Source organism: Flavobacterium panici (assembly GCF_024499525.1).
Lineage (GTDB): Bacteria > Bacteroidota > Bacteroidia > Flavobacteriales > Flavobacteriaceae > Flavobacterium > Flavobacterium panici.
In genome coordinates this window covers 3,164,567-3,189,128 of record NZ_CP100437.1, presented here as the reverse complement: position 1 = coordinate 3,189,128, position 24,562 = coordinate 3,164,567, and the positions used below count along the sequence as shown (strand labels likewise).

General features: G+C 33.6%; 25 protein-coding genes. 9 read left to right on the top strand and 16 right to left on the bottom strand.

Translation table 11 applies throughout. The annotated features are described in order from the left end of the window. Window positions 1-177: 177 nt before the first annotated feature. The 3 genes from NLJ00_RS13685 to NLJ00_RS13675 form a co-directional block, all read right to left on the bottom strand. Window positions 178-1,083, bottom strand: a complete 906-nt coding sequence (locus NLJ00_RS13685) for a LamG domain-containing protein (protein WP_256634145.1) — start codon at window positions 1,081-1,083, stop codon at window positions 178-180. Window positions 1,084-1,470: 387 nt separating this feature from the next. Then, on the bottom strand, window positions 1,471-2,511 hold the full coding sequence (locus NLJ00_RS13680; protein ID WP_053473587.1) for a PLP-dependent cysteine synthase family protein: 1,041 nt from the start codon (window positions 2,509-2,511) through the stop codon (window positions 1,471-1,473). Between the two features lie 70 nt (window positions 2,512-2,581). Then, window positions 2,582-4,717, bottom strand: a complete 2,136-nt coding sequence (locus NLJ00_RS13675; RefSeq protein ID WP_256634144.1) for a S9 family peptidase — start codon at window positions 4,715-4,717, stop codon at window positions 2,582-2,584. Window positions 4,718-4,786: 69 nt separating this feature from the next. Here NLJ00_RS13675 and NLJ00_RS13670 point away from each other — a divergent pair, with 69 nt between their 5' ends. Beyond that, entirely contained in the window at window positions 4,787-5,107 is a 321-nt protein-coding gene (locus NLJ00_RS13670; RefSeq protein ID WP_053473588.1) for a YbaB/EbfC family nucleoid-associated protein, read from the top strand. 133 nt (window positions 5,108-5,240) lie between these two features. Here the strand turns inward: NLJ00_RS13670 and NLJ00_RS13665 are convergent, their stop codons facing one another. From NLJ00_RS13665 to NLJ00_RS13655, 3 genes are all read right to left on the bottom strand, one after another. Next, window positions 5,241-6,260, bottom strand: coding sequence for a threonine aldolase family protein (locus NLJ00_RS13665; protein ID WP_256634143.1), 1,020 nt, complete (start codon window positions 6,258-6,260; stop codon window positions 5,241-5,243). A 231-nt stretch (window positions 6,261-6,491) separates the two neighbouring features. Further along, a complete protein-coding gene (locus tag NLJ00_RS13660) occupies window positions 6,492-7,250 on the bottom strand; it encodes an SDR family NAD(P)-dependent oxidoreductase (RefSeq protein WP_256634142.1) in 759 nt (252 codons plus the stop codon). Between the two features lie 80 nt (window positions 7,251-7,330). Then, on the bottom strand, window positions 7,331-8,197 hold the full coding sequence (locus NLJ00_RS13655; protein ID WP_256634141.1) for a helix-turn-helix domain-containing protein: 867 nt from the start codon (window positions 8,195-8,197) through the stop codon (window positions 7,331-7,333). 162 nt (window positions 8,198-8,359) lie between these two features. Here NLJ00_RS13655 and prfB point away from each other — a divergent pair. The 3 genes from prfB to lpxD all read left to right on the top strand — a co-directional run bounded on the left by prfB (window position 8,360) and on the right by lpxD (window position 11,325). Beyond that, window positions 8,360-9,458, top strand: a protein-coding gene (gene prfB, locus NLJ00_RS13650; RefSeq protein ID WP_256634140.1) for a peptide chain release factor 2 whose coding sequence is annotated in 2 segments (ribosomal slippage) — window positions 8,360-8,422 and window positions 8,424-9,458 — 1,098 coding nt in all. Because the reading frame shifts where the segments join, the coding sequence is not laid out codon by codon here. Between the two features lie 92 nt (window positions 9,459-9,550). Then, a complete protein-coding gene (msrB, locus tag NLJ00_RS13645) occupies window positions 9,551-9,997 on the top strand; it encodes a peptide-methionine (R)-S-oxide reductase MsrB (RefSeq protein ID WP_256634139.1) in 447 nt (148 codons plus the stop codon). Between the two features lie 329 nt (window positions 9,998-10,326). After that, window positions 10,327-11,325 (top strand): UDP-3-O-(3-hydroxymyristoyl)glucosamine N-acyltransferase, encoded by a 999-nt coding sequence (lpxD, locus tag NLJ00_RS13640; protein ID WP_053473592.1) that lies wholly within the window; start codon window positions 10,327-10,329, stop codon window positions 11,323-11,325. Window positions 11,326-11,378: 53 nt separating this feature from the next. On the opposite strand, the gene NLJ00_RS13635 is transcribed toward lpxD, so the two are convergent. The 4 genes from NLJ00_RS13635 to NLJ00_RS13620 form a co-directional block, all read right to left on the bottom strand. Next, window positions 11,379-11,585 carry a hypothetical protein gene (locus tag NLJ00_RS13635; protein WP_256634138.1) on the bottom strand — a complete coding sequence of 69 codons (207 nt, stop codon included), beginning with the start codon at window positions 11,583-11,585 and terminating at the stop codon, window positions 11,379-11,381. A 2-nt stretch (window positions 11,586-11,587) separates the two neighbouring features. Beyond that, window positions 11,588-11,899, bottom strand: coding sequence for a DUF3817 domain-containing protein (locus NLJ00_RS13630; protein ID WP_256634137.1), 312 nt, complete (start codon window positions 11,897-11,899; stop codon window positions 11,588-11,590). 2 nt (window positions 11,900-11,901) lie between these two features. Continuing rightward, complete coding sequence (locus NLJ00_RS13625; protein WP_256634136.1) at window positions 11,902-12,360, bottom strand: hypothetical protein; 459 nt, start codon at window positions 12,358-12,360, stop codon at window positions 11,902-11,904. Window positions 12,361-12,429: 69 nt separating this feature from the next. After that, entirely contained in the window at window positions 12,430-13,020 is a 591-nt protein-coding gene (locus NLJ00_RS13620; RefSeq protein ID WP_180859701.1) for a TetR/AcrR family transcriptional regulator, read from the bottom strand. A gap of 308 nt (window positions 13,021-13,328) precedes the next feature. Between NLJ00_RS13620 and NLJ00_RS13615 the strand changes: the two genes are divergently transcribed. The 5 genes from NLJ00_RS13615 (at window position 13,329) to hemN (ending at window position 18,037) form a co-directional block, all read left to right on the top strand. Then, on the top strand, window positions 13,329-14,957 hold the full coding sequence (locus NLJ00_RS13615) for an acyl-CoA carboxylase subunit beta (protein WP_256634135.1): 1,629 nt from the start codon (window positions 13,329-13,331) through the stop codon (window positions 14,955-14,957). A 121-nt stretch (window positions 14,958-15,078) separates the two neighbouring features. Beyond that, on the top strand, window positions 15,079-15,501 hold the full coding sequence (locus NLJ00_RS13610; RefSeq protein ID WP_053473598.1) for a DoxX family protein: 423 nt from the start codon (window positions 15,079-15,081) through the stop codon (window positions 15,499-15,501). Between the two features lie 114 nt (window positions 15,502-15,615). Next, the gene (locus NLJ00_RS13605; protein WP_256634134.1) at window positions 15,616-15,963 is read left to right on the top strand and encodes a hypothetical protein; all 348 of its coding nucleotides are present in this window, start codon (window positions 15,616-15,618) and stop codon (window positions 15,961-15,963) included. Between the two features lie 112 nt (window positions 15,964-16,075). Beyond that, window positions 16,076-16,546, top strand: a complete 471-nt coding sequence (locus NLJ00_RS13600) for a hypothetical protein (protein ID WP_053473600.1) — start codon at window positions 16,076-16,078, stop codon at window positions 16,544-16,546. A gap of 126 nt (window positions 16,547-16,672) precedes the next feature. Further along, window positions 16,673-18,037: an oxygen-independent coproporphyrinogen III oxidase gene (gene hemN / locus NLJ00_RS13595; protein ID WP_256634133.1), complete on the top strand. Its 1,365-nt coding sequence runs from the start codon at window positions 16,673-16,675 to the stop codon at window positions 18,035-18,037. Here the strand turns inward: hemN and NLJ00_RS13590 are convergent. The 6 genes from NLJ00_RS13590 to ccoN form a co-directional block, all read right to left on the bottom strand. Further along, window positions 18,034-18,735 carry a sulfite exporter TauE/SafE family protein gene (locus tag NLJ00_RS13590; RefSeq protein ID WP_256634132.1) on the bottom strand — a complete coding sequence of 234 codons (702 nt, stop codon included), beginning with the start codon at window positions 18,733-18,735 and terminating at the stop codon, window positions 18,034-18,036. The genes hemN and NLJ00_RS13590 overlap by 4 nt on opposite strands. Before the next feature lie 608 nt (window positions 18,736-19,343). Then, window positions 19,344-19,793, bottom strand: coding sequence for a FixH family protein (locus tag NLJ00_RS13585; protein ID WP_256634131.1), 450 nt, complete (start codon window positions 19,791-19,793; stop codon window positions 19,344-19,346). Between the two features lie 12 nt (window positions 19,794-19,805). Further along, window positions 19,806-21,224, bottom strand: a complete 1,419-nt coding sequence (ccoG, locus tag NLJ00_RS13580) for a cytochrome c oxidase accessory protein CcoG (protein WP_256634130.1) — start codon at window positions 21,222-21,224, stop codon at window positions 19,806-19,808. A gap of 10 nt (window positions 21,225-21,234) precedes the next feature. After that, the gene (locus NLJ00_RS13575; protein WP_256634129.1) at window positions 21,235-22,173 is read right to left on the bottom strand and encodes a cbb3-type cytochrome c oxidase N-terminal domain-containing protein; all 939 of its coding nucleotides are present in this window, start codon (window positions 22,171-22,173) and stop codon (window positions 21,235-21,237) included. A 2-nt stretch (window positions 22,174-22,175) separates the two neighbouring features. Further along, window positions 22,176-22,370, bottom strand: coding sequence for a CcoQ/FixQ family Cbb3-type cytochrome c oxidase assembly chaperone (locus NLJ00_RS13570; protein WP_053473606.1), 195 nt, complete (start codon window positions 22,368-22,370; stop codon window positions 22,176-22,178). A 7-nt stretch (window positions 22,371-22,377) separates the two neighbouring features. Continuing rightward, on the bottom strand, window positions 22,378-24,561 hold the full coding sequence (gene ccoN, locus NLJ00_RS13565; RefSeq protein ID WP_256634128.1) for a cytochrome-c oxidase, cbb3-type subunit I: 2,184 nt from the start codon (window positions 24,559-24,561) through the stop codon (window positions 22,378-22,380). Between the last annotated feature and the right edge of the window lies 1 nt (window position 24,562).

Sequence of the window (24,562 nt, the reverse complement as noted above, 5' to 3'; positions counted from 1 at the left end):
CAAACAAATCCTACATACAGATACAGAATTCTCACAAAATATAAAAATTTATAGTTATAAAGGGCTAAAAAAAAGCCTTCTGAATCCAAAAGGCTGTTTCCTAATTCCAAAAAATCTAATTGCTACTAAACAATATTTAAAAACTAACTAACTATTTAAAAAAATTAATTGATGGCCTTATTTTGATGTTATTTTTTTTGACGGAGCATTTGAAATCTTTAATAAATAGGTTCCTTCTGGAAGATCATTTATAGTCATAGAATTATTTCCTACTACCTTTTGTCCTTGCGAATACACTTCAATATTTTTCCCTCCGACATTTACATCTTTACTCACAATTATATTACCTGAAGTAGTTTTTGCTGTTTTAGATTTTACAGTGCCTTTTGTTTTAGGAGCTGCTGCAGCTTCTGCGACTACGATTAAAGGTTTAGAGCTGTTATAAGATTCCGAAACCTGTTCATCTGTCAAAGCCACATCATAGATCTTTAAATCGTCTACATCTGCGTTTATTCCAACTGATGTGTTTATTTCGCCTAATCTAAAAATAGTTCCTTTTGTAGAGCGTTTTAAGCCGTTTATGTATTTTAGTAATTCTCCGTTGCGGTAAATTTTAGAAACCGTCCCATCAAAGGTTACGGTATATTGATACCAAACTCCTTTTGCTAATGGAGTTGAGACAATTACATCATTTGCTGCGCCCCAGCCCGCTAAACTTAAATCTGAATTAGAAGAAACTGTCGACTGCTGCAGTAAACCAAAATACTGAGCATTGTAAGCTGAACCATAACCCCAGATATAATTTGCTGATGCTATATCATTAAATTTAACCCAAATACTCACTGTTCTCGCTTTATTGCCTTGTGGCAGATCATCAACCACAGCTTCAAGCGCTTTATTATTTAATCTTTGAGCATTTCCTGCAATTCCTGATCTATCGGGTACAAACTCATCTGACCCCATGAAAGAAATTGTGTTAGATTCATTATTTAAAGTCCCATTGAAATTAAACTCCTGAATTGGAATTTGAGCAGTCGCATTCAAATAACTTACAAACATTACTGAGAGTAGAAATTTTTTCATAATAGCAGAATTTAGGGTTATAAATAAAGTGAGTCATTTATACACAGCTAAGCTATACTATTATGCTTTTCGTCGAAAATTTTTTCGTTAACCTACCTAAATAATCGTTAAAATAACCAAAACTGATGATTTTGTCGACAAAATTAGTTTTAATTATACTATTGAAGTAATTCTTAAAATTATAAATTAACCTCAATTTCAATTAAAATATCTTACGTATAAATACGGTTTTCTCAAACAAACCAAAATAATTAACATTTCTAAAAATTTAAGCTTTTAAAAACAATAGTAACCCTTTTATCGAATTTCTTAATTACTTAAAAGTCAGCATAAAAAAACTCCATTCGCAAAACGAATGGAGTTTAATATTTTTAGAAAAATAGTAATCTATTTTACGAATTCAATTTTTTGGGTTTCTTCTTCATTAACGCTGTCAAAGAATCCTTGTTCGTTCATCCAGTCATCGCTAAATACTTTACTCATATAACGTGAACCGTGGTCAGGGAAGATTGCAATAATATTGCTGTCTTTTGTAAATTCACCTTCTTCTGCATATTGTTTAATTGCCTGCATTACTGCTCCGGATGTATATCCAACAAATAAACCTTCTTTACGAGTGATTTCTCTTGCAGAGTGAGCACTTTCTTCATCGGTAACTTTCATGAATTTATCGATGATATCAAAATCTGTTGCCGAAGGAATTAAGTTTTTACCTAAACCTTCAATACGATACGGGTAAATTTCTTTGTTATCAAATTCTCTTGTTTCGTGGTATTTTTTCAATACTGATCCAAAAGCATCTACTCCTAAGATTCTAATATTCGGATTTTGCTCTTTTAAGAATTTTGCTGTTCCGGAAATTGTTCCTCCGGTTCCGCTGCAAGCAACAAGATGTGTGATTTGTCCTTTTGTTTGTTCCCAGATTTCGGGACCTGTAGTGTTGTAATGGGCATCAATATTTAGCTGATTGAAATATTGATTGATATAAACTGAACCCTTTGTTTCTTCGTGTAATCGTTTTGCTACATTGTAGTATGATCTTTCATCATCTGCAGATACGTGAGCCGGACAAACATAAACTTTTGCGCCTAAGCTTCTCAGCATGTCAATTTTATCTTTGGATGATTTTGAACTCACGGCCAAAATACAATTGTAGCCTTTTATAATGCTTACCATGGCTAAACTAAAACCTGTATTCCCTGATGTAGTTTCAATTATGGTATCGCCGGGTGATAATATTCCTTTTCTTTCGGCTTCTTCAATAATATATAACGCTATTCTATCTTTTGAGGAATGACCTGGATTAAAAGCTTCTACCTTTGCGTAGAAATTTCCTTCTAACTCTTCGGTGATTTTATTTAGTTTAATAAGCGGGGTATTACCTATTAACTCTAAAACATTATTATAAGCGTTTATTTCTTCTTTCATAAAAAAATAGTTAATCGAAAGTGTTTTTTAAGCACCTTGATAGGTTGCAAATTTAACAAAAAAAATCTAATTAGCTTTTAATTTTTTCTAAATCTAATAAAAAAGTAAATTCTTTTGCTAAGTCTTTTAAAGCCTCAAAACGTCCTGAAGCCCCGCCATGTCCCGCGTCCATATTAGTATCTAAAAACAATTGATTATCATTTGTTTTTAAAACTCTTAATTTAGCCACCCATTTCGCTGGCTCCCAATATTGTACCTGAGAATCATGCAATCCTGTCGATACATACATATTAGGATATTTTTGTGCTTTTACATTGTCATAAGGTGAATACGACAACATATAATCGTAATATTTTTTATTGTTTGGGTTTCCCCATTCGTCATATTCTCCTGTTGTAAGCGGAATGCTGTCATCCAGCATTGTTGTAACAACATCTACAAAAGGTACCTGCGCTATAACTCCGTTATATAATTCTGGTGCTTCATTTACGATTACACCCATTAAAAGTCCTCCTGCAGATCCACCTTCAGCATAAAGATGTTCTGGTGACGTATATTTCTCGTCTATTACAAATTTAGAGCAATCGATGAAATCTGTAAAGGTATTTTTCTTTTTTAACAGTTTTCCGTCCTCATACCATTGTCTTCCCAAGTCTTCTCCTCCTCTAATGTGTGCAATTGCATAAACAAAACCGCGATCTAATAACGAAAGTCTTGTTGAAGAAAAATAAGTATCCATCGTAATTCCGTATGAACCGTACGCATACAGCAATAACGGGTTTTTACCATTTTTATTCAATCCTTTTTTATAAATCATAGAAATTGGCACTTTTACACCATCTCTTGCTGTTGCCCAAACGCGTTCTTCGACATAATTTTCTTTGTCAAATTTTCCGCCTAAAACCTGTTGTTCTTTTAGAATTTCTTTGGTTTTAGTCTTCATATTAAAATCAATTACAGATGACGGCGTAGCAAGCGATTGATAGCTGTAACGCAGAATATCAGTATCAAAATCAATATTTGTTGTAGTAAAAGCATTGTAAGTTTCGCTTCCAAAAGGCAGGTAATAATCTGGTTCACCATTCCATGGCATAATTCGAATATGATTTAAACCATTCGAGCGTTCTTCTACAACTAAATAGTTTTTAAAGATCTCAATATCTTCTAATAAAACATCTTCTCTATGCGGAATTACATCAACCCAGTTTTTTTTGCCTGTTTTATTTTCAGGCGTTTTCATTAGCTTGAAATTCGTTGCTTTATCTTTATTTGTTAAGATATAAAATGAATCTTCATAATGAGAAATGCTGTATTCTAAACCACGAACACGAGGCTGAAATACTTCAAATTCTCCATCCGGATTATCTGAATTCAGTATTCTGTATTCTGTCGTTAAAGTACTCGATGAACCAATTACAATATATTTCCTTGATTTTTCTTTACTTACCGAAACATTAAAAGTATCATCTGTTTCATCATAAACTAAAACATCTTTTTTAGAATCTGTATTTAATTTATGTCTAAAGATCTTATCAGATCTTAAAGTAACTTCGTCTTGTTTGGTATAGAAAATGGTTTTATTATCATTTGCCCAAACAGAAGCTCCCGTTGCATTTTCGATTTTATCTGATAAAATTTCTCCTGTTTCAAGATTCTTGATCTGGATGGTATAAATTCTTCTTCCCACGATATCAGTTCCAAAACTGGCAAATTTATTATCAGGACTTATACTTAACCCCCCCAGTTTAAAATATGCGTGGCCTACAGCTAGTTCGTTACAGTTGAACAGAATTTCTTCTTCTGCCGAAAGGCTTCCTTTTTTTCGGGCAAAAATTGGATAATCTTTTCCTGTTTCAAAACGTGTAATATAAAAATATCCGTTATAGAAATAAGGAACTGATGAATCATCTTCTTTAATTCTGCCTTTCATTTCTTCATACAAAGATTCCTGAAAATCTTTAGTATGAGAGGTCACTTTCTGATAATATTCGTTTTCTTTATTCAGGTAATCAATAACTTCCGGATTTTCTCTGTCATTCAGCCAAAAATAATTATCGATTCGGGTTTCTTTGTGTTTTTTTAATGTTTTTGGAACTTCCTTGGCTTTTGGAGCCTGTATATTTTCTTGCATTGATTGAGCATTTGTTTTTAAATACGAAGGAGCAAAAGTAGTACAAACACAACAGAACAAAATTAATTTTTTCATAAAATATTCCATTGATTTAATACAGCAATATACTAATTTTGTATGAAATAATTTAAAAATCAACAAAAAATGGATTTAATGGGAATGATGGGTAAACTTAAAGAAACCCAGCAAAAAATTGAAGATACAAAAAAACGCCTTGATACTGTTTTAATTGACGAACAAAGCGCCGACGGATTATTAAAAATTACAATTACTGCCAATAGAAAAATAAAATCAATCTCTGTTGATGATTCTCTTTTAGAAGATAAAGAACAACTGGAAGATTATTTAATTGTAACACTAAATAAAGCTATCGAAAGAGCAACAAGCGTTAACGAAAGTGAACTTGACGCTGTCGCAAAAATGGATATGCCGATGATTCCGGGAATGGATAATTTGTTTAAATAAAGTGACAAAGGTTCAGAGTTGCAAAGGGACAAAGGTTTTTCTTATTGTAACTTTAAAAAAAACGCACTATAAAAATAGTGCGTCTTTTTTTAACCTTTGTCCCTCTGAACCTTTGCAACTTTGAACCTCTTTCCTAAATCTTCGAAAACATCTCCAAAACATACGTATGCATTACCTCCTTATAATCTAAATGAGTAACGATTCTTAGTTTGTTGCGTCCTAAGGAACTTATTAAAATATTCTTTTGTTTTAATTTTTCGATCAAAAGCTGGTCGCTGTAACCTTCAGCTAGTGAAAAAATCAAAATATTTGTTTCTACAGGTTCTACAGATGCAATCCAGGATTTTGTGCTTAAAATTGCTCCAATTTCTTTTGCTCTGCGGTGATCTTCTGCTAAACGTTCGATATTATTCGCCAATGCATATAATCCCGCTGCGGCTAAATAACCAACCTGACGCATTCCTCCGCCTAATATTTTTCTGATTCTTAATGCTCGGTGAATATCTGCTTTGGTTCCCAATAAAACAGAACCAATTGGTGCGCCTAAACCTTTTGATAAACAAACCGAAATAGTATCGAAAATAGCTCCAAATTCTTTCGGGTTTTGTCTTTTTGCAACCAATGCATTCCAAATTCTAGCTCCATCTAAATGGAATTTCAAATTATTAGCATCACAGACTTTTTTTATTTCTCTTAAATCTTCTAATTCGTAACAAGCTCCGCCGCCTTTATTCGTTGTGTTTTCAACACAAACTAAACTCGTTAACGGACTATGATAAAATTCGGGATCATTGATTGCGGCTGCCACTTGTGCCGCATTTATCATTCCGCGGTCTCCGTCTAATAAAGAGCAGGAAACTCCGCTGTTAAAAGAAACTCCGCCGCCTTCATAATTATAAACGTGAGCATATTTATCGGCAATTAATTGTTCTCCGGGTTGTGTATGCAGTTTAATTGCGGTTTGATTCGCCATAGTTCCCGACGGAAAAAAAAGTCCAGCTTCCATACCAAAAAATTCGGCTATTCTTGTCTCTAATTCGATAACCGTAGGATCTTGTTTGTATACGTCGTCGCCAACCTGAGCGTTAAACATATACTGCAGCATCTCATAAGAAGGCTTGGTAATGGTATCGCTAATTAAATTTATTTCCATATAAAAACTATATCTATTTTGGACAGCAAAATTACGTATTACTGTTTGTTATTAATCCCAAGTTTTAATAAATTTTAACTTGTGAATTACTTAGAACCAAATTAACGTAATATTTATAAAAAACATATAAAACTAGCATTAATAATTTCAAAAGCTGTTTACATATTTTATAGAATGCAAAAAGAGCTTTCCGATAAACCGAAAAACTCTTTCAAAATTATATTTGTAAAATTAATTTCTTCCTGCCATAACCCCTCCGTCAATATCCCACACGGCTCCGGTAACCCAGGAAGCTTCATCAGAAAGTAAAAAACTGATTGTTCTAGCAATATCCTCAGGTTTTCCAACACGTCCAATTGGATGAAAACTATTAAAACCCATTAATGTTTCTTCAATCTTGCTTTCTTCAATAAATGATCCATAAATTGGTGTAACTACAACTGCCGGAGAAACAGCGTTTACACGAATATTAAAATCAGCTAATTCCATTGCTAAATGCTGTGTCAAACTATGCAATCCAGCTTTTGCCATTGAATAAGCCGAAGACGGAGTCGCTTTTATAGCTTGTTTTGCCCACATTGATCCAATGTTTACAATTGATCCTCTGCCGTTTTCTTTCATTATATTAACTGCAGACTGCGTTATAAAGAAAAAGCTTTTATTGAAATTGTGGTAAATATCAAAATCCTGTTTCGTGTGCTCTAAAAATGGTTTCGGACTAAAATATCCTGCCGCGTTTACTAAGTATTTTAAATTCGGAATAAGCGTTTTTAGTGAAACTGAAAAATTTTCAACATCAGTTTCATTCAATAAATCGACACCAATTGTTTTTATATCTCCTAAAGATTGTAATTCCTGTCTTGTAGTTTCCAAATTTTTATCGGCTCTGCCTACAATTATTACTTCAATATTTTTTTGTAACAATAAGACTGCTGTGGCTTTTCCCATTCCGGTTGTTCCGCCTAATATTAATGCTTGTGATTTCATCATTTTGTAGTTTAAAATTAACAAGGCAAAATTCCTTCGAATTGTTTATTTAAAATGGTAAAATCGAGACAACAAATGGTATTTTACGGAAGTATAGAAGATTGAAATTCCTTTGGCGTAATTCCGGTCGCTTTTTTAAAGTATTTCGTAAAATAAGTAGGCTGATCGAATCCTAAATCATAAGCGATTTCCTGAATAGAGAATTTCCCGTTTGCCAATCTTCTTTTTGCTTCTAATATTTTAATTGAAATGATAATATTTGCTGGTGTATTACCTAAATACTGCTTTACAACACTCGTCAGTTTTTTGTTATTTGTATGCAGTAAATCACTGTAGAAATCAATATTAGAAAAAGATTGTTTGTTTTTATAGACTTCTTTTTTAAACAAATAAGCCAGTTTAAAATCAGAATTTAGATTAAAATCAATCTTTGTCTCTTTACTTTTCAGTCTTTCAATTAGAAAAAGTAAACTTGTAAAAACAGAATAAACTTCTTCTCTCATAAAAATATCATTTGCCTGTATTTCTTCTTCAATAACTTTGCTAAAAACAGAAAAACGTTCAGTTTCAGTTTCTGAAAGCTCTAAATAAGGCTTTCCAATTTCGTTAAAGACTGATAATGAAAAACGCTCCAGAAATTCAGGATTAAATTGAGAAATAAAATAATCATTAAAGTGAAACAGAATTCCTTCGTTTACAGAATCTGGACAGAAATAATGGATTTGATTGGTATTGATAAAGAAAATTGTATTTTCAGGATGATCGATAATTTCGTAATCAACATAATGTCTTCCCGGAGTTTTAAACCAAATAACTTGATAAAAACTATGTCTGTGCGGTATTGAAGCGTGATCCAGGTTTTTTAGTAAATATGGCTTTGCATCGTTTATTTCAAAATGCAATTTCGAAAAATCATTTTTATGCAGATCGTATTTACTTATATTATCCATAAACTATTTTCTGAAGCTATTATTTGCCCTTTTTATTACTGTTAAAATTAATGCTGTATTCTAAAAACTAAATCTTATTTTTGTATAACGAAATTACGCATTAGTTTTTTGAATAAACTAACGTAATATCGACAAAAAACAAATAAAACTACTTATTAATTTATGACAACAGCCGAACAAGTAAAAGGTATTGTGGAGCGCCTTGGTGCGTTGAGGAGGTATCTTTGACGTTGATGCCAAGCTAATCGAAATTGCAAACGAAGAAGAAAAAACTTTTGCGCCTGATTTTTGGAATAATGCCAAAGAAGCAGAAAACATCGTAAAAAATCTTCGAAACAAGAAAAAATGGATTGAGGATTATGACAAAGCTGTAACACTTACAGATGAATTACAGCTTGCTTATGATTTTTATAAAGAAGGAGAACTTTCTGCAGATGAATTAGACGAACAATATGATACTGCACAAAGTCATATAGAAAACATCGAATTCAAAAACATGCTTTCTGACGAGGGCGACAGTTTAAGTGCTGTTGTTCAAATTACTGCCGGTGCCGGCGGAACTGAAAGCTGCGACTGGGCAGGAATGCTTATGCGTATGTACATGATGTGGGGCGAAAGTTATGGCTATAAAATAAAAGAACTTAACTTTCAGGAAGGTGAGGTTGCCGGAATAAAAACGGTAACTTTAGAATTTGAAGGTGATTATTCTTTTGGATATTTAAAAGGAGAAAATGGTGTTCACCGTTTGGTTAGAATCTCTCCTTTTGATAGTAATGCCAAACGTCATACTTCGTTTGTATCTGTGTATGTTTATCCGCTTGTTGATGATAGTATCGAAATTGACATTAATCCTGCCGATATCGAAATTACAACATCGCGCTCAAGTGGTGCCGGAGGGCAGAACGTAAATAAGGTTGAAACGAAAGTACAATTAGTTCACAAACCAACCGGAATCCAGATTCAGTGTTCTGAAACAAGATCACAGCAAGATAACAGACAGCGTGCCATGCAAATGCTTCGTTCTCAATTGTATGAAATTGAGTTGAAAAAACAACAAGCACAGCGTGCTGATATTGAAGCCGGAAAAATGAAAATCGAATGGGGTTCGCAGATTCGTAATTACGTAATGCAGCCTTATAAATTAGTAAAAGACGTTCGTACAGGTTACGAAACCAGCGATGTCGACGGCGTAATGAATGGTAATATCGACCCTTTCCTAAAAGCATTTTTAATGATGATGGGACAGAAAGAAGAAGAATAGTATTCAGTGTTCAGATTTATAGTGTTCAGTCGCAGTTTGCAGTCACAGTAAACTTGAAACCTGAAACTTTAAACTTTAAAACTAAAAAAGTTATGATAAAATGGGCAGATGTAATTCATTTTACAAATAAAGGAAATCCGGCTCCGGAAAAAAGAGTGGAGAAAACGGAAGAAGAATGGAAACAGCTTTTATCTCCGGAAGAATATCAGGTAACGCGTTTAAAAGGAACTGAAAGATCTTTCAGCTCTGAATTATGCAGTTTATTTGATCCCGGAATTTACGAGTGTAAATGCTGCGGAACGGTTCTTTTTGATGCAAACGAAAAATTTGAGTCAGGAACTGGCTGGCCATCTTTCACTCAGCCAATTAAAGAAAATGCAATTGGGTATCATGCTGACAAATCATACGGAATGATTCGTGTTGAAGTTGTCTGCAATGTGTGCGATGCGCACTTAGGGCACGTTTTTCCAGACGGACCAGAACCAAGCGGTTTACGATACTGCATTAACGCAGTTTCACTCTCGAAAATTAAAGAATAAATCAAAAAAGCGATTCCTTTTAAGTGAATCGCTTTTTTTTTAATACCCACAAAGAGAAACAATTAACAAAAGAAATGTAGGCTGCTACTTACCAATTAAATAATTTATTTTTTATTGAAAAAAACTAAGATTATTCACCCAAAAACTGAACAGCGACAAACCCCGACATTAAAAAACTTGCAAAAAATTAATAGTTAAAATGTTAATTTTGTAATATTTAGACTTCTATTTTAAATAATTATTAAGAAACATAAAAATTTTATTAGGTAATTAAAATCTATTTTATTTTATTTGACGAAAATTAACCCTAAGTCGAATAAAATTTGTCAATGAGATCGTATTCAATTCAAGAAATTAATGAAGTAATTAATGGTGTAATTTACGGCACTACTTCACAGAGCGTTACCGCAACAGAGCAATTAGAAAAAGCTACAACTTCAGAAATTTCTTTTATAGGAAATAAAAAATATGAAAAGTACTGGTCGACCTCAAATGCTTCAATTGCTGTCGTAAACGAAGACATTTCTATTGAACCTGGAGAAAATCGCGCTTTTATTAAAGTAAAAAATGCAGATTTAGCCATGTCGCAGATTTTGGCCCTTTTTGCTCCGCCTACTCCAATTTTTCATAATAATATCCATAAAACAGCTACTATAGACGAAACAGCAATTATTGGCGAAGGTGCTAAAATTGGTGCTGGCTGTTATATTGGACCAAAAGTTGAAATTGGTGCCAATGCAGTAATTTATCCAAACGTTACTATTCTGGATGAATGTACTATTGGAAAAAACACTATTATTTGGTCTGGAACAGTTGTTCGTGAACGTTGTCACATCGGAAGCGATTGTATTATTCATCCAAATGCAACAATTGGTGCTGACGGTTTTGGATTTCGCCCTTGTTCTGAAAAAGGCTTGGTAAAAATCCCGCAAATTGGAAATGTAATCATTGGAAACGGTGTTGAAATTGGAGCAAATTCTTGCGTTGACCGCGGAAAATTCAGTTCAACAATTCTTGGAGACGGTTGTAAAATTGACAATTTAGTTCAAATTGGACATAACAGTAAATTAGGCCGATTCTGTATTATGGCTGGAAACAGCGGTTTAGCAGGTTCTGTAACTTTAGGAAATGGTGTTATTATTGGCGGAAGTGCTTCTATAAAAGACCATACCACTATTGGCGACGGAGCTGTAATTGGAGCCGGATCTGGTGTTACCGGAGACGTTCCTGCAGGAAAAACAATGTTAGGTTATCCGGCTGTTGAGGCTCGTGATGCCTTAAAACAATGGGCAATGCTAAAACGAATGGTTTGCGCTCCTAAAAAATAATTATACTTTGTTTTATATAAAAAAACATCCGCTGCAACGGATGTTTTTTGTTTTTATAAAGCTTCACATTCAAAGCCAATCACTTTCATTAAAAAAATCACCTTTTCGATAATATCATCTTTACATTCAAATCTTAGAATATTATCGCAATCCTCAAGATCAAAATTCCATTTTGAGTTAGGAAATAACTGATTTAGTTTTGGTGCAACCTTTTCCACTTTCGAAATATTATCAACATTTGTTTTGAATACAAAAATCATAACTAATGGTTTTGGATTTTACTTAAAATTTTAGAATCAATGTAAAAAGTACCAAACGGAATCACGCAGGCTAAAAGCACTTTCCATGTTGTGTCTTTAAATTTCCAGCTCTGCTCTACTCCAACGCTCAATGTATTAAAAATAAAAAGCAGAAATAAAGCACCATGAACTGTTCCCACTGGTCTTGTTAAAAATGGCATTTCAAAAATATATTTCATCGGCATTGCTATAAAAAGCAAAATCAAAAGCGAAGTTCCTTCCAGAAATCCTATAATTCGTAATCTTCCGGTATTTGTGTTCAGTAAATTTTTCATAATTATCTAAAATAAGGTCGGTTTGCAAGAGGTGAAAATGGCCACGGAATGGCAATAAAAATGATTAATAAAGCAATAGAAAACCACATTAGCATGGTTCTGAATTTTTGATCATCAGAAAGTTTTCTTTTGGCTAAAGCCGAACCAATTGTAATAAAAACTATTGCGATTAACATTAAAGCAATGTGAATAATTCCGAAGAACGAAGCATCTAAATTTTGAACCGCTTCTTTAAAATTCTTCCAGAAATATTTCACAATCGGGCTTTGCACATAAACTAATATTCCAAAAATAAGCTGAATATGAGCAATTGTAGCCGTCCAATGCCGGATGAGGTTATCTTTCCTGGTAAAAGGAAGTTTTTGAGAATAACCTTTGTAAGCTGTATAAATAGAATATAACAAGCTTACCAATACGAGCCATCTTATAAAGGAATGGCATACTAAAAGAGTTTGATACATTGTTTTTTGATTAAGACAATGCAAATATATTTAAAAACATACTAAGTAGTATGTTTTTGAAAAATAATTTTATTTCAGGCCGTTTAAATAAACTTTAAGTTCCTTTAAATAAACAAGATAGGAAGAATTATCATTTTGAAGTTTTCCGAAATTTCGTATTCCCCAATAGCCTGATAAGATAAAAAAAGCAACTTGTTCGCCCACTACATCTTTGCGAATCAAACCTGATTCTTTCCCTTTTTCTATTGAATTTATAATTTTCTTTTTCCATAAATCGACCAATTCGGCCAAAGCTTCACTAAATCTATTATTCCACGGCGTCATTTCCTGTGTAAGATTTCCAACCGGACAGCCATATTTTACCTGCAAAAAAGGATCTTCGAGCAATAAATACGAAATCATATTATAAAAATCCTCAACTGGATTTTGAGAAGCTTCAGTTGGTTTTATAAAATTTTCCTGCATAGTCGGTTTTAGAATTTCTTCTATAATCGCAATTCCCATTTCATCTTTAGTTTTAAAATGGTAATAAAAAGCGCCTTTTGTAACTTGAGTTGTAGCAATAATTTCATCAATACTTGTGGTTTGATAACCTTTGGTATAGATTAATTCAAATGCTTTATGGAGAATCGTAAGTCGGGTATTTGCAGCTTTAGACATAAAAAATACTAGTTAGTATGAAAAAGCAAATTAAAGAAAAATAATTGGTGTAATTAGTTTTAACACATAGAAACATAGATTAAGTTCGCTTAAAAAGGCGTTTCACTTGTTTAAACAAACATAGTATCAGCTATGTGTTAGAAACTAGTTTCTTTTTTACTTCCTTCTTTAAACTATAAATCCTATCTCTATGTGTTTAAATAAAAAAAAGGATAACATAAACTTTTTCTTAATTCACAAAGCAATCGGTTTATTTCAATGGATTTTGTAAATTAGCCAACACTATTTTGTAAAATCAATATTATATCATGGATTTAAACTTCAATAAAAACGAAGATCACAATAAACTATTACTTTCAGACTTAAAACAAAAATTTGCCAAAGTAAAACTAGGCGGAGGCGAAAAACGAATCGAAAAACTACATGCCGAAGGAAAAATGACGGCTCGTGAGCGTATCGCTTATTTATTAGATGAAAATTCAGAAAATATTGAAATTGGCGGTTTTGCCGGAGAAGGAATGTACGCTGAACACGGCGGATGCCCTTCTGGCGGAGTTGTTATTAAAATAGGATATATAAAAGGCAAACAATGTATTGTTGTTGCCAATGATGCGACGGTAAAAGCTGGTGCCTGGTTCCCTATTACAGGCAAAAAAAACCTCCGTGCACAGGAAATTGCAATGGAAAACAGACTTCCTATTATTTATTTAGTAGACAGCGCCGGAGTTTATCTGCCAATGCAGGATGAAATTTTTCCTGACAAAGAACATTTCGGACGTATTTTTAGAAACAACGCCCAAATGAGCAGTATGGGAATAACACAAATCGCTGCTGTTATGGGAAGCTGCGTTGCCGGAGGTGCTTATCTGCCAATTATGAGCGACGAAGCTTTAATTGTGGATAAAACAGGCAGTATTTTCCTTGCCGGAAGTTATTTGGTTAAAGCTGCAATTGGCGAAACTATTGATAATGAAACTTTAGGCGGAGCAACAACACATTGCGAAATTTCTGGAGTGACTGATTATAAAGCCAAAGATGATAAAGATGCTTTAGATAAAATCAAAAATATAGTCGATAAAATTGGTGATTTTGATAAAGCCGGATACAGCCGAATCAAAGCCGAAAAACCTGCTTTAGATCCAAAAGACATTTACGGAATTTTACCAAAAGCCCGAAACGAACAATACGATATGATGGAAATCATCAATCGTTTGGTCGATAATTCAGAATTTGAGGCTTATAAAGACGGTTACGGTCAATCGTTAATTACCGGTTATGCCAGAATCGATGGCTGGGCAGTTGGTATTGTAGCCAATCAACGTAAAGTAGTAAAAACCAAAAAAGGCGAAATGCAGTTTGGCGGTGTAATTTATTCTGACAGCGCCGATAAAGCAACCCGTTTTATTGCCAACTGTAATCAAAAGAAAATTCCGTTAGTATTTTTGCAAGACGTTACCGGATTTATGGTAGGTTCAAAATCAGAACATGGCGGAATTATTAAAGACGGCGCCAAAATGGTAAATGCTGTAAGTAATTCGGTTGTACCAAAATTTACTGTAATCGTAGGAAATTCTTATGGGGCAGGAAATTATGCTATGTGCGGAAAAGCCTATGACCCAAGATTAATATTTGCGTGGCCAAGTGCAGAACTTGCTGTTATGGGCGGAACGCAGGCTGCCAAAGTTTTAGCACAAATCGAAGCTTCTTCGCTTAAAGCAAAAGGAGAAGTTGTCGATGAAGCCAAAGAAACGGAACTTTTCAACAAAATAAAAGCACGTTACGACGAGCAGACTTCGCCTTATTATGCCGCATCAAGATTATGGACAGATGCAATTATCGATCCACTGGATACCCGCAAATGGATCTCAATGGGAATCGAAGCTGCCAACCACGCTCCTATTCAAAAACCATTTAATCTGGGCGTAATTCAGGTTTAATATTCCACAATTACAGATAACGTGTTAAATAAATAGTAAAAAACTTATTTTCAGATACTTAAATTAAATATATCATTAAAAATTAGTAACTTTATATATATAATTTTAATTACGTAGTATCATGGAAAATGTCAAAAGCTTAAATAAGTGGGCAAATGCCCATACTTATTTACCAGTAGATTTAGTACGTATAATATTGGGTGTTTTTTTATTTATGAAAGGCGTTTCTTTTGTAACAAACGTTCAGTATTTACATGATTTAATATCTCCAATTGATCGGTTCGGAGGCGGAATGTTTCTTCTGCATTATATCGCGCCGGCACACATGATTGGAGGTATAATGATTGTTTTTGGGCTACTTACCCGCTGGGCAATTGCAGCTCAATTACCAATACTATTTGGAGCCGTTCTCGTAAATTTTATGGGACACATGCATTCTGAAAGCTTAATTCTTGCAATTGTAGTTTTACTCATTTGCATCTTCTTCTTATTCTACGGAGGAGGAAAACACTCTGCCGACTATTATTTTAAAATGCAGCAATAAAAATATTTTATCCTCAACTATTAAAAGTTGAGGATAAAATAATAAAGCTATTTTTAAGAAGTAATTAGCACTTAAAATTTCATTTATTGTGTTTTATGAACTAAATTCGCCACCATGAATTGCATTCGTAAAACCATACTTTTTGTATCACTTTTGATCATAGGACTTTTTGCCGCTCAGGCAAACGAACTTCCTGTGCAAAAAGCGGAAACTCAAAAAACGGATACCAATTTCTCTAAAGAAACTGCAGATTCATCAGCATTTATTCAGCCTCAGGGAAGTTATCACTTTGCGGCAAATATTAAGACAGATCATCTCGCGTCAATTAAATGGTTTGATTCCTTACTTATAGTTGTTCCACAGCATAAAGTAATAAAATCAGCCTTTAACTTTACAAACCCATTTCCTGCACAGAGCAAAAAAATCTCATTAATGCTCTACGCCTTCCATTTTTTCTGGTAATTAAACTTTGAAATTTTAATCCGGAGAAGCAATTCTTCATCAGCAATTAAACCGTTTCTATCCCGAAACTGTTTACTATTTCATATTATTTACCAAATTTTAAAAAAGAAACATGGAAACAAGTGTAACCATAATTGGTATTGTGATTGCGGTCATAGTAGCCATTCCTATATATTTTTCAGCACGATCGAGCAAAGCAAACAAAACAAAAATTTTAGACATCAAGAAGAAATTCAATCCAAACAATCCTCAGGAATTTGATTTGACTGAATCTCAAAGCAATAAAACGTTAACGATCGATCAAAAAAACAGAAAATTTATTTTGATGAATTTCAATCCAAATCAACAAGAATCAACTTATGTCGATTTGAAAAGTGTTTCATCTTGCAAATTAGTTTTAACTACAGAAGGAAACTCAGATACAATTGTAAAAATTGATTATGAATTTCAGGATAGAGAAACTTCAAAAAAAATTACAATTCCATTCTATGATTTTGATGATGACCGCATCAAACAAATAAGCGCCTATCAGGATCATATGTTTGCGAAAAAATGGCTTAAAATCATTCAGGATTCTATTTAGTGTTAGTTATTTAATTCAGTAGAAAGAGGCTCTTTATGAGTCTCTTTTTTTTGTCTCATACATGATATTTGTCATTTTATGTCTGTGGTTCAAACAGTAATTTTGATATAAACTAAATCCGTCTTTATGAAAATTTCATTGACCCAGAAATACAATGTACCTGGCCCAAGATACACGAGTTATCCTACGGTTCCTTATTGGAATGAGACCGCTTTCACAGTCGAAGAATGGAAAACATCTTTTCAAAAAGCATTTGCCGAAAGCAATTCAAAAATTGGAATTAGTCTCTATATTCATCTTCCTTTTTGCGAAAGTATGTGCACCTTTTGCGGATGCAACAAACGAATTACTAAAAATCATTCTGTCGAAGAAAAATACATTCAGGCTCTTTTAAAAGAATGGAGTTTGTATTGTAAACAACTGCCCGAAAAACCTTTTATTAAAGAAATACATTTAGGCGGAGGAACGCCTACTTTTTTTTCAACCAACAATTTAGAACATCTTATTAATGGTATTTTTAGTTTTGCTAATAAAGCTGAAAATCATGAATTTAGTTTTGAAGGACATCCTAATAATACAACTTATGAACAGCTTAAAAAATTATATGATTTAGGCTTTCGCCGAGTGAGTTTTGGTGTTCAGGATTATTCCGAAAAAGTACAGAAAGCCATTAATCGAATTCAGCCTTTTCATAATGTGGCAAAAGTTACTTTTTGGGCAAAAGAAATTGGTTATAAATCTATCGGGCACGATATTATATTCGGTTTACCTTTTCAAACTTTAGATGATGTTGTTGATACGGTTGAGAAAACAAATTCCTTAAAACCAGACCGATTAGCATTTTACAGTTATGCTCACGTACCGTGGATTAAAGGAAATGGTCAACGCGGATTCAACGATGAAAATCTTCCAAAAGATGCCGAAAAGAGACAGCTTTATGAAACAGGTAAACAATTACTTTCTGTAAATGGTTATCATGAAATTGGTATGGATCATTTTGCTTTATCTTCAGACAGTCTATTTCATGCTGCCCACAACAAAAAAATGCATCGAAATTTTATGGGCTACAGTGCTTCAAAAACACAACTTATGATTGGTTTAGGTGTTTCTTCGATTAGTGACAGCTGGTACGGATTTGCTCAAAACACTAAAAATCTGGAAGATTATTATCAGTTATTAGAATGGGATCAGCTTCCGGTTGTAAAAGGTCATATTTTAACTGATGAAGACCTTATCATCAGAAAACATATTCTGAATTTAACCTGTGAACTTGAAACTTCCTGGAATAATGATTCATTATATTTTAAAGAATTGCCACAAGTTTTAATGGCTTTAAAAGAAATAGAAAACGATCAGTTAATTGTAATTGAAGAAAACAGAATCAAAATTACTGAAGTCGGAAGACCATTTGTTCGCAACATCTGTATGGCTTTTGATTTACATTTAAAAAGAAAGTCACCTGAAACGAACTTGTTTTCGATGACAATTTAATGACAATTAGGAGTTCCCTGAACAAACAAACTCATATTTGAAGGAGATAAATAGGGAATTCCTAAACCTAAACCTCTTAAAATAAATAATACTCCAATTATAACAGCAACATAAGGAATTGCTTTTTGAATTTTATTTCGAAACGGTAATTTTAATAATGAATTGACGTAAACTACAACTGTCATTAACGGAATTGTTCCTAGTCCGTACAATAACATATATAAAACTCCAAAACCGGCGCTCTGCATGGCAATTGCTCCAAACAGAGCCACATATACCATTCCGCATGGCAAGAATCCGTTTAACAAACCAATTGTAAAAAGAGATTTGTAGCTTTTCTTTTTAAACTGACTTCCTAAACTTGATTTTATATTGGAAATTACTCTATAAACGGGTTTTGAAAAATTGTATTTAGCGAATACTTTTTCGGGTATCAGAACAATTAAAATCATGGCAATCCCAATAAAGATTGACATTCTTTGCTGTATTCCTGCTAAAAAAAAACCTCTTCCCAGTAACCCGAAGATTAAACCAATTGTTGAGTAAGCGGTTAATCTTCCTAAATGATACGTGATGATCTGTGCTATTTTTTTAGCTTCATTTTGATGGTCAACAGGAAGCATCATAGCAATTGGCCCGCACATGCCAACGCAATGCAAGCTGCTGATAAGACCTAATATGAATGCTGAAAATAACATTTTTTATTTATTTTTTGTTGTCAAATTTTCGGTTATCATGTGTCCCTACGGGACACTTTTTTATGAAATTTTATATTTTTTCTACCAATCAGTTGTTCCTAACGGAACATATCTCGTAAAATTTTATATATGTAAAATACCTTTAGTCCCTACGGGACATTTACATATTATCGATATGTTTTTTTCTACCGATATGTTGCTCCTAACGGAGCAGATCTTATTGAAATTAATTATCAATAATTTCCTTTGGCAGCATATTATTGAAACATATCTCGTAGAGATAAAATATCGGTAAAAAAGAAATGCTCTATTATTCCTATTGTTCCGTAGGAACTAAACATTTTGCCCAAAAGCTAAATCAATATTAACTTATAGTCCCTACGGGACATTTTACATTATCTATATGCTTTATTTCTCCCCATATGTTGCTCCTAACGGAGCATGTTTTTTATTATATAACTAATAATCTATTTTATAAATCATTTATTATTACCGATGAGTTGTTCCTAACTGGAGATATCTCGTAGAGATAAAATATCGGTAGAAAAGAAATAGTCGAGTACTTCTATTGTCCCGTAGGGACTAAACTTTCTACAAAAAAGACTAAATCACTTTACGTAGATAACTTCTTTCGTCAGGTATTTTTCCCCTTCATACTGCCATTCCATATTAACATCCCAACGACCTTTGATTAGTTTTTTATGCGGAATTACTATTGAAGAATTAGTCAAAGCGATTTCAGTATTAAAATCAAACTTTTTGTTTGAAGGTCGGTACAATAAAATATTTCCTTTTATTTTATCACTTTCAAAAGTGGCAGGAAAAGTAACTTTTACACCATCTTCTTCAAACTTTACTGAAGGTTTATGCTGTAAATCGTGTGCATTTTGAATTCTTGCCATTTCTTCCTGAAAATGCGTGTCATGTTTGTAATATTCTTCTACAACCAAATCATTATCGTATTTACTATTTGATTGTACTTCAAAAACAAAATATAATATGAAAGTCATAAACAATGCAAATGCAATGACAATTCCGGTTCCCCAATTAATTTTCATGATAGTATATTTTTAATTAAAACTTCGCGGCCCTAAGAAATTTGTAGTGGTAGTTTCGAGCAGTTCCTTGCCGTTATACACACCAATTTTTACATTCGTCTTATCACTTTCCAGTAAAACTTCATCTATTTCGATAAATAAAGTTCCTTGCGAAATAGCTTCTTTTGCCACTTTAAAATGCTCTTTCCCTACATTGTTAATTTTACCTTTCTGATCGATTAATTCAAAATGAATATCATTGTAATCTTTCATGGTTTTATTGACAATTTTATAGGTATAAACATTACTTATTTTATCTCCTTTATGTTGAAAAAGCTGCCCGGGTAAACGTAGAATAACGGCCTGAACATCAGTTCTTAAAAATAACATTCCAACAAAAATACCCATCAAAATAAAAAGAACCGCACTGTAACCTTTCATTCTGGCAGTAAATTTAAAAGGTTCTTTTTTAACGATTTCATCTTCTGATGCGTAACGAATAAGACCTTTTGGCAATCCTACACTTTCCATTATATGATCGCATTCGTCAATACATGCGGTGCAGTTTGTACATTCTAACTGAGTTCCGTTTCTAATGTCAATTCCCATTGGGCATACATGAACACATTGAAGGCAGTCAATACAATCTCCTTTTCCGGTTAAAGCTCTGTCTTCTTTTTTATTGAACTTTGCCCTTCCTGCTTCTTTTTCTCCTCTCACAAAATCGTACGCAACGTTTATAGATTTATTATCTAAAAGAACGCCTTGCAGTCTTCCGTACGGACAGGCAATTATACAAACCTGTTCGCGGAACCAGACAAAAACAAAGTAAAAAACTCCGGTAAAAATAAGTAGTGCAATAAAATTACTCGCCTGCTGAATTGGGCCTTGCTCGACCATTAATAGTAAAGAGTCACTTCCCACTAAATAAGCCAGAAAAATATTTGCAATTCCAAAAGAGATTAAAAAGAAAATCGTCCATTTAGTCAATCTTTTTTTGATTTTTTCAGCATTCCATTCCTGTCTTGCCAAGCGGGATTGTGAACCGCGGTCGCCGTCAATCCAATATTCGATTCGTCGAAAAACCATTTCAAGAAAAATGGTCTGCGGACAAATCCATCCGCAAAATATTCGGCCAAAAACAACGGTAAATAAAAGTATAAAAACAACGCCAATAAGCATTGAAATTACAAAGAGGTAAAAATCCTGCGGCCAAAAAGGGAAGCCGAAGATATTAAAACGACGTTCAATGATATTGAACATCATAAACTGGTTTCCGTTTACTTTTATAAACGGATTTACTATCAAAATTGCCAATAAAACATAACTAACAATTTTACGGTAATCATAAAATTTACCAGACGGTTTCTTTGGAAAAATAAATTTCCTTTTACCACCTTCATCTATTGTTCCAATGGTATCTCTAAAAGCTTCGTCTGGTAAATTTGACATGATATTCTAATTATTTTTTAACTGCTGTGGTATCTTTTTTTGTAGCTGCTGCATCTGTTTTAGGAGCACTTTCGTCTACCCAAACATCTCCTTCCGGCGCTTTTGGATCTTTTGGATTTGATCCTTGCAGTGATAAAATATAACTCGCCACTTTTTGAATTTCTTTTGGTTTCATACCATTTGTTTTCCAGGAAACCATTCCTTTTCCATCACGTCCACCGTTGGTAATGGTATGAAATACATTTTTAATACCTCCACCTAAAATCCAATGATCATCTGTTAAGTTAGGTCCAATTTGTCCTCCTGCATCTGCTCTGTGACAAGCCGCACAATTCATTGCGAAAATTTCTTTTCCTGCAGCTAAACTTGCATCATCTGTCAACAGAACAACCGTTTTTTCATCCATTAAATCCGGAGCGGTTTTTAAGTATTCTTCGACATCAATTTTAGCTTGTGCCATTTCTTTTTTAAGTTCCATTTCCTGATCATCGGCTCCTAAAACATCGTAACGGACTACATAGATTACTCCAAAAATGATACAGATATAGAATAAGTAAACCCACCATGGCGGTAAATTATTATCAAGCTCTTTGATTCCGTCATAATCATGATCCATCAATAAATCAGCTTCTTTAGACATTGGTTCTGTCTTAGTAAGCTTATGCATTAATTCTTTGAACCAAGTACTTTCCTGAAGACTTAAACTATTTTCGTAATCTAATTTTGCTTTTTCTTCTGGCGACAATAGTTGATACATTACCTTATTTACAGCAGTAAGTGTAACTTCGATAGCAATTAAAATAAACAGAAAAACAAGTAAAAAGACAGATACCATTGGGTATTTTATAAAAGCAGGTCTGTCGCCTGAATCTATACAATATTCCATCAAAGCGAATACGATGAAGAAAATCATCGGTACTCTAACATATACTGGGAAAAACTTTTTCATTTTTATCTATCTTTTGAGATTATAACTTGCCCTTCTTCTAAAGGTATATTACTCATTTCCTGAATTTTATCTTTTTTATAAGAGAACACCCAAATGCCTAATCCTACGAAAAAGAAAAAGAAAATCAAGAGGGAAAGTATCGGGTAAATTTCTACACCCGATATCGTTTCCATATTGTGTTTTATTTGTTCAAACATAATGCTGTTATTTAGTTTCTTTTACTTTAATATCAGTACCAAGTCTTTGTATATAAGCAATCAAAGCGACAATTTCTCTTTCATTCATAGGAATGAATTTTTCACCTGTTGCAGCTGCTTTTTCACGGCTTTTTTCATAACTTTTTACAAAGTCAGGATCATTTTCTAAACTTTTCTCAATTTTAACCGCCTGATCTCTTAAAGTTTTTTGTGCGTTTGCAACTTCTTCTGCCGAATAAGGAACTCCAAGTGAAATCATGACGTTCATTTTCTTTTGAGTCAATGAAATATCTAAAGGTTTATTATCAAATAACCATTTATAACCCGGCATAATTGATCCTGCAGATGTACTTTGCGGATTCCACATGTGGTTAAAGTGCCAGTTATCATTGTATTTACCTCCTACTCTTAACAAATCCGGACCTGTACGTTTTGATCCCCATAAGAATGGATGATCGTAAACAAATTCTCCAGCTTTTGACTGAGGTCCATAACGTTCCACTTCACTTCTAAACGGACGAACTGATTGTGAGTGACAGCCTACGCAGCCTTCTCTGATGTATAAATCACGTCCTTCAAGTTCTAACGGTGTATATGGTTTTACACTTGAAATAGTTGGAATATTAGATTTCACCATAATTGTTGGTACGATCTGAATAACTCCTCCAATTAAAATAGCAATTGTAGCTAAAATGGTTAACTGAATTGGTTTTCTTTCTAACCATGAATGGAATCTTTCGCCACTTAATCTATTACTGCTGATTTTTTGTAACGCCGGAGCTTGTGCTAATTCATCTTCGATTGTTTCACCAGCTCTAACTGTCATGATAATGTTGTAAACCAATGTCAGCATTCCTATTAGGTACAAACTACCTCCAATTGCTCTCATCCAATACATTGGCATAATTGCAGTTACTGTTTCAAGGAAGTTACCGTAAGTTAAAGTTCCGTCTGGATTAAATTGTTTCCACATTGATGCTTGTTGAAAACCAGCCACATATAACGGAATTGTATATACAATAATACCAAGAGTACCAATCCAGAAATGGAAGTTTGCTAATTTCTTAGAGAATAATGCTGTTTTTGTCATTCGTGGAATCAACCAGTAAATAATAGCAAATGACATAAATCCGTTCCATGCTAAAGCACCTACGTGTACGTGTGCTACGATCCAGTCTGTATAATGCGCAATAGCATTTACATTTTTCAGCGATAACATTGGTCCTTCAAAAGTCGCCATTCCATAACCTGTAATGGCTACTACGAAGAATTTTAAAACTGGTTCTTCACGAACTTTATCCCACGCACCTCTTAATGTTAAAAGTCCGTTGATCATACCTCCCCAAGATGGAGCAATAAGCATTACAGAAAATGCAACACCTAAATTTTGGGCCCAGTTTGGTAATGCTGAATATAGTAAGTGGTGAGGCCCTGCCCAGATATAGATAAAAATTAATGACCAAAAGTGAATAATAGATAATCTATAAGAGTAAATAGGGCGATTTGCAATTTTAGGAACGAAGTAATACATCAATCCTAAAAATGGTGTGGTTAAGAAAAATGCAACCGCATTATGTCCGTACCACCATTGTACTAATGCATCCTGTACACCTGCGTATACAGAGTAACTTTTTAATCCTGAAACAGGAATTTCGATATTATTGAAAATATGCAATACAGCAACCGTTACAAATGTTGCCAGATAAAACCAAATTGCTACATATAAATGACGCTCTCTACGACGCAGCATGGTTCCTATCATGTTAATCCCCATTACAACCCAAATTAACGCTATAGCAATATCAATAGGCCATTCAAGTTCTGCATATTCCTTTGAAGAAGTATATCCTAATGGTAATGTTATGGCTGCGGCGACAATGATTAACTGCCAGCCCCAAAAATGCAGATTACTTAAAAAGTCACTAAACATTCTGGCTTTTAGCAATCTTTGCATTGAATAATACATACCTGCAAAAAAAGCATTCCCAACAAAGGCGAAAATAACGGCGTTTGTGTGTAAAGGCCTTAAACGACCATAACTAAGCCATGAAATCCCATCTGTAATATTGGGAAAAAGGTACATAACCGCTAAGGTCAGTCCCACTAACATACCCACAACTCCAAAAAGAATGGTGGCGTAAATGAATTTTTTTACAATTTTGTTGTCGTAATAAAACTGTTCCATTTCCATA

Excerpts from the sequence above, each read along its gene's own strand:
- ccoN (WP_256634128.1), bottom strand. The coding sequence starts at position 24,561 with ATGGAAATGGAACAGTTTTATTACGACAACAAAATTGTAAAAAAATTC.
- lpxD (WP_053473592.1), top strand. The coding sequence starts at position 10,327 with ATGAGATCGTATTCAATTCAAGAAATTAATGAAGTAATTAATGGTGTA.
- hemN (WP_256634133.1), top strand. The coding sequence starts at position 16,673 with ATGAAAATTTCATTGACCCAGAAATACAATGTACCTGGCCCAAGATAC.
- NLJ00_RS13685 (WP_256634145.1), bottom strand. The coding sequence starts at position 1,083 with ATGAAAAAATTTCTACTCTCAGTAATGTTTGTAAGTTATTTGAATGCG.
- NLJ00_RS13625 (WP_256634136.1), bottom strand. The coding sequence starts at position 12,360 with ATGTATCAAACTCTTTTAGTATGCCATTCCTTTATAAGATGGCTCGTA.
- NLJ00_RS13660 (WP_256634142.1), bottom strand. The coding sequence starts at position 7,250 with ATGATGAAATCACAAGCATTAATATTAGGCGGAACAACCGGAATGGGA.
- NLJ00_RS13655 (WP_256634141.1), bottom strand. The coding sequence starts at position 8,197 with ATGGATAATATAAGTAAATACGATCTGCATAAAAATGATTTTTCGAAA.
- NLJ00_RS13615 (WP_256634135.1), top strand. The coding sequence starts at position 13,329 with ATGGATTTAAACTTCAATAAAAACGAAGATCACAATAAACTATTACTT.
- NLJ00_RS13570 (WP_053473606.1), bottom strand. The coding sequence starts at position 22,370 with ATGTTTGAACAAATAAAACACAATATGGAAACGATATCGGGTGTAGAA.
- NLJ00_RS13610 (WP_053473598.1), top strand. The coding sequence starts at position 15,079 with ATGGAAAATGTCAAAAGCTTAAATAAGTGGGCAAATGCCCATACTTAT.
- NLJ00_RS13630 (WP_256634137.1), bottom strand. The coding sequence starts at position 11,899 with ATGAAAAATTTACTGAACACAAATACCGGAAGATTACGAATTATAGGA.
- NLJ00_RS13620 (WP_180859701.1), bottom strand. The coding sequence starts at position 13,020 with ATGTCTAAAGCTGCAAATACCCGACTTACGATTCTCCATAAAGCATTT.
- NLJ00_RS13675 (WP_256634144.1), bottom strand. The coding sequence starts at position 4,717 with ATGAAAAAATTAATTTTGTTCTGTTGTGTTTGTACTACTTTTGCTCCT.
- NLJ00_RS13600 (WP_053473600.1), top strand. The coding sequence starts at position 16,076 with ATGGAAACAAGTGTAACCATAATTGGTATTGTGATTGCGGTCATAGTA.
- NLJ00_RS13635 (WP_256634138.1), bottom strand. The coding sequence starts at position 11,585 with ATGATTTTTGTATTCAAAACAAATGTTGATAATATTTCGAAAGTGGAA.
- NLJ00_RS13590 (WP_256634132.1), bottom strand. The coding sequence starts at position 18,735 with ATGTTATTTTCAGCATTCATATTAGGTCTTATCAGCAGCTTGCATTGC.
- ccoG (WP_256634130.1), bottom strand. The coding sequence starts at position 21,224 with ATGTCAAATTTACCAGACGAAGCTTTTAGAGATACCATTGGAACAATA.
- NLJ00_RS13605 (WP_256634134.1), top strand. The coding sequence starts at position 15,616 with ATGAATTGCATTCGTAAAACCATACTTTTTGTATCACTTTTGATCATA.
- NLJ00_RS13575 (WP_256634129.1), bottom strand. The coding sequence starts at position 22,173 with ATGAAAAAGTTTTTCCCAGTATATGTTAGAGTACCGATGATTTTCTTC.
- NLJ00_RS13670 (WP_053473588.1), top strand. The coding sequence starts at position 4,787 with ATGGATTTAATGGGAATGATGGGTAAACTTAAAGAAACCCAGCAAAAA.
- msrB (WP_256634139.1), top strand. The coding sequence starts at position 9,551 with ATGATAAAATGGGCAGATGTAATTCATTTTACAAATAAAGGAAATCCG.
- NLJ00_RS13585 (WP_256634131.1), bottom strand. The coding sequence starts at position 19,793 with ATGAAAATTAATTGGGGAACCGGAATTGTCATTGCATTTGCATTGTTT.
- NLJ00_RS13665 (WP_256634143.1), bottom strand. The coding sequence starts at position 6,260 with ATGGAAATAAATTTAATTAGCGATACCATTACCAAGCCTTCTTATGAG.
- NLJ00_RS13680 (WP_053473587.1), bottom strand. The coding sequence starts at position 2,511 with ATGAAAGAAGAAATAAACGCTTATAATAATGTTTTAGAGTTAATAGGT.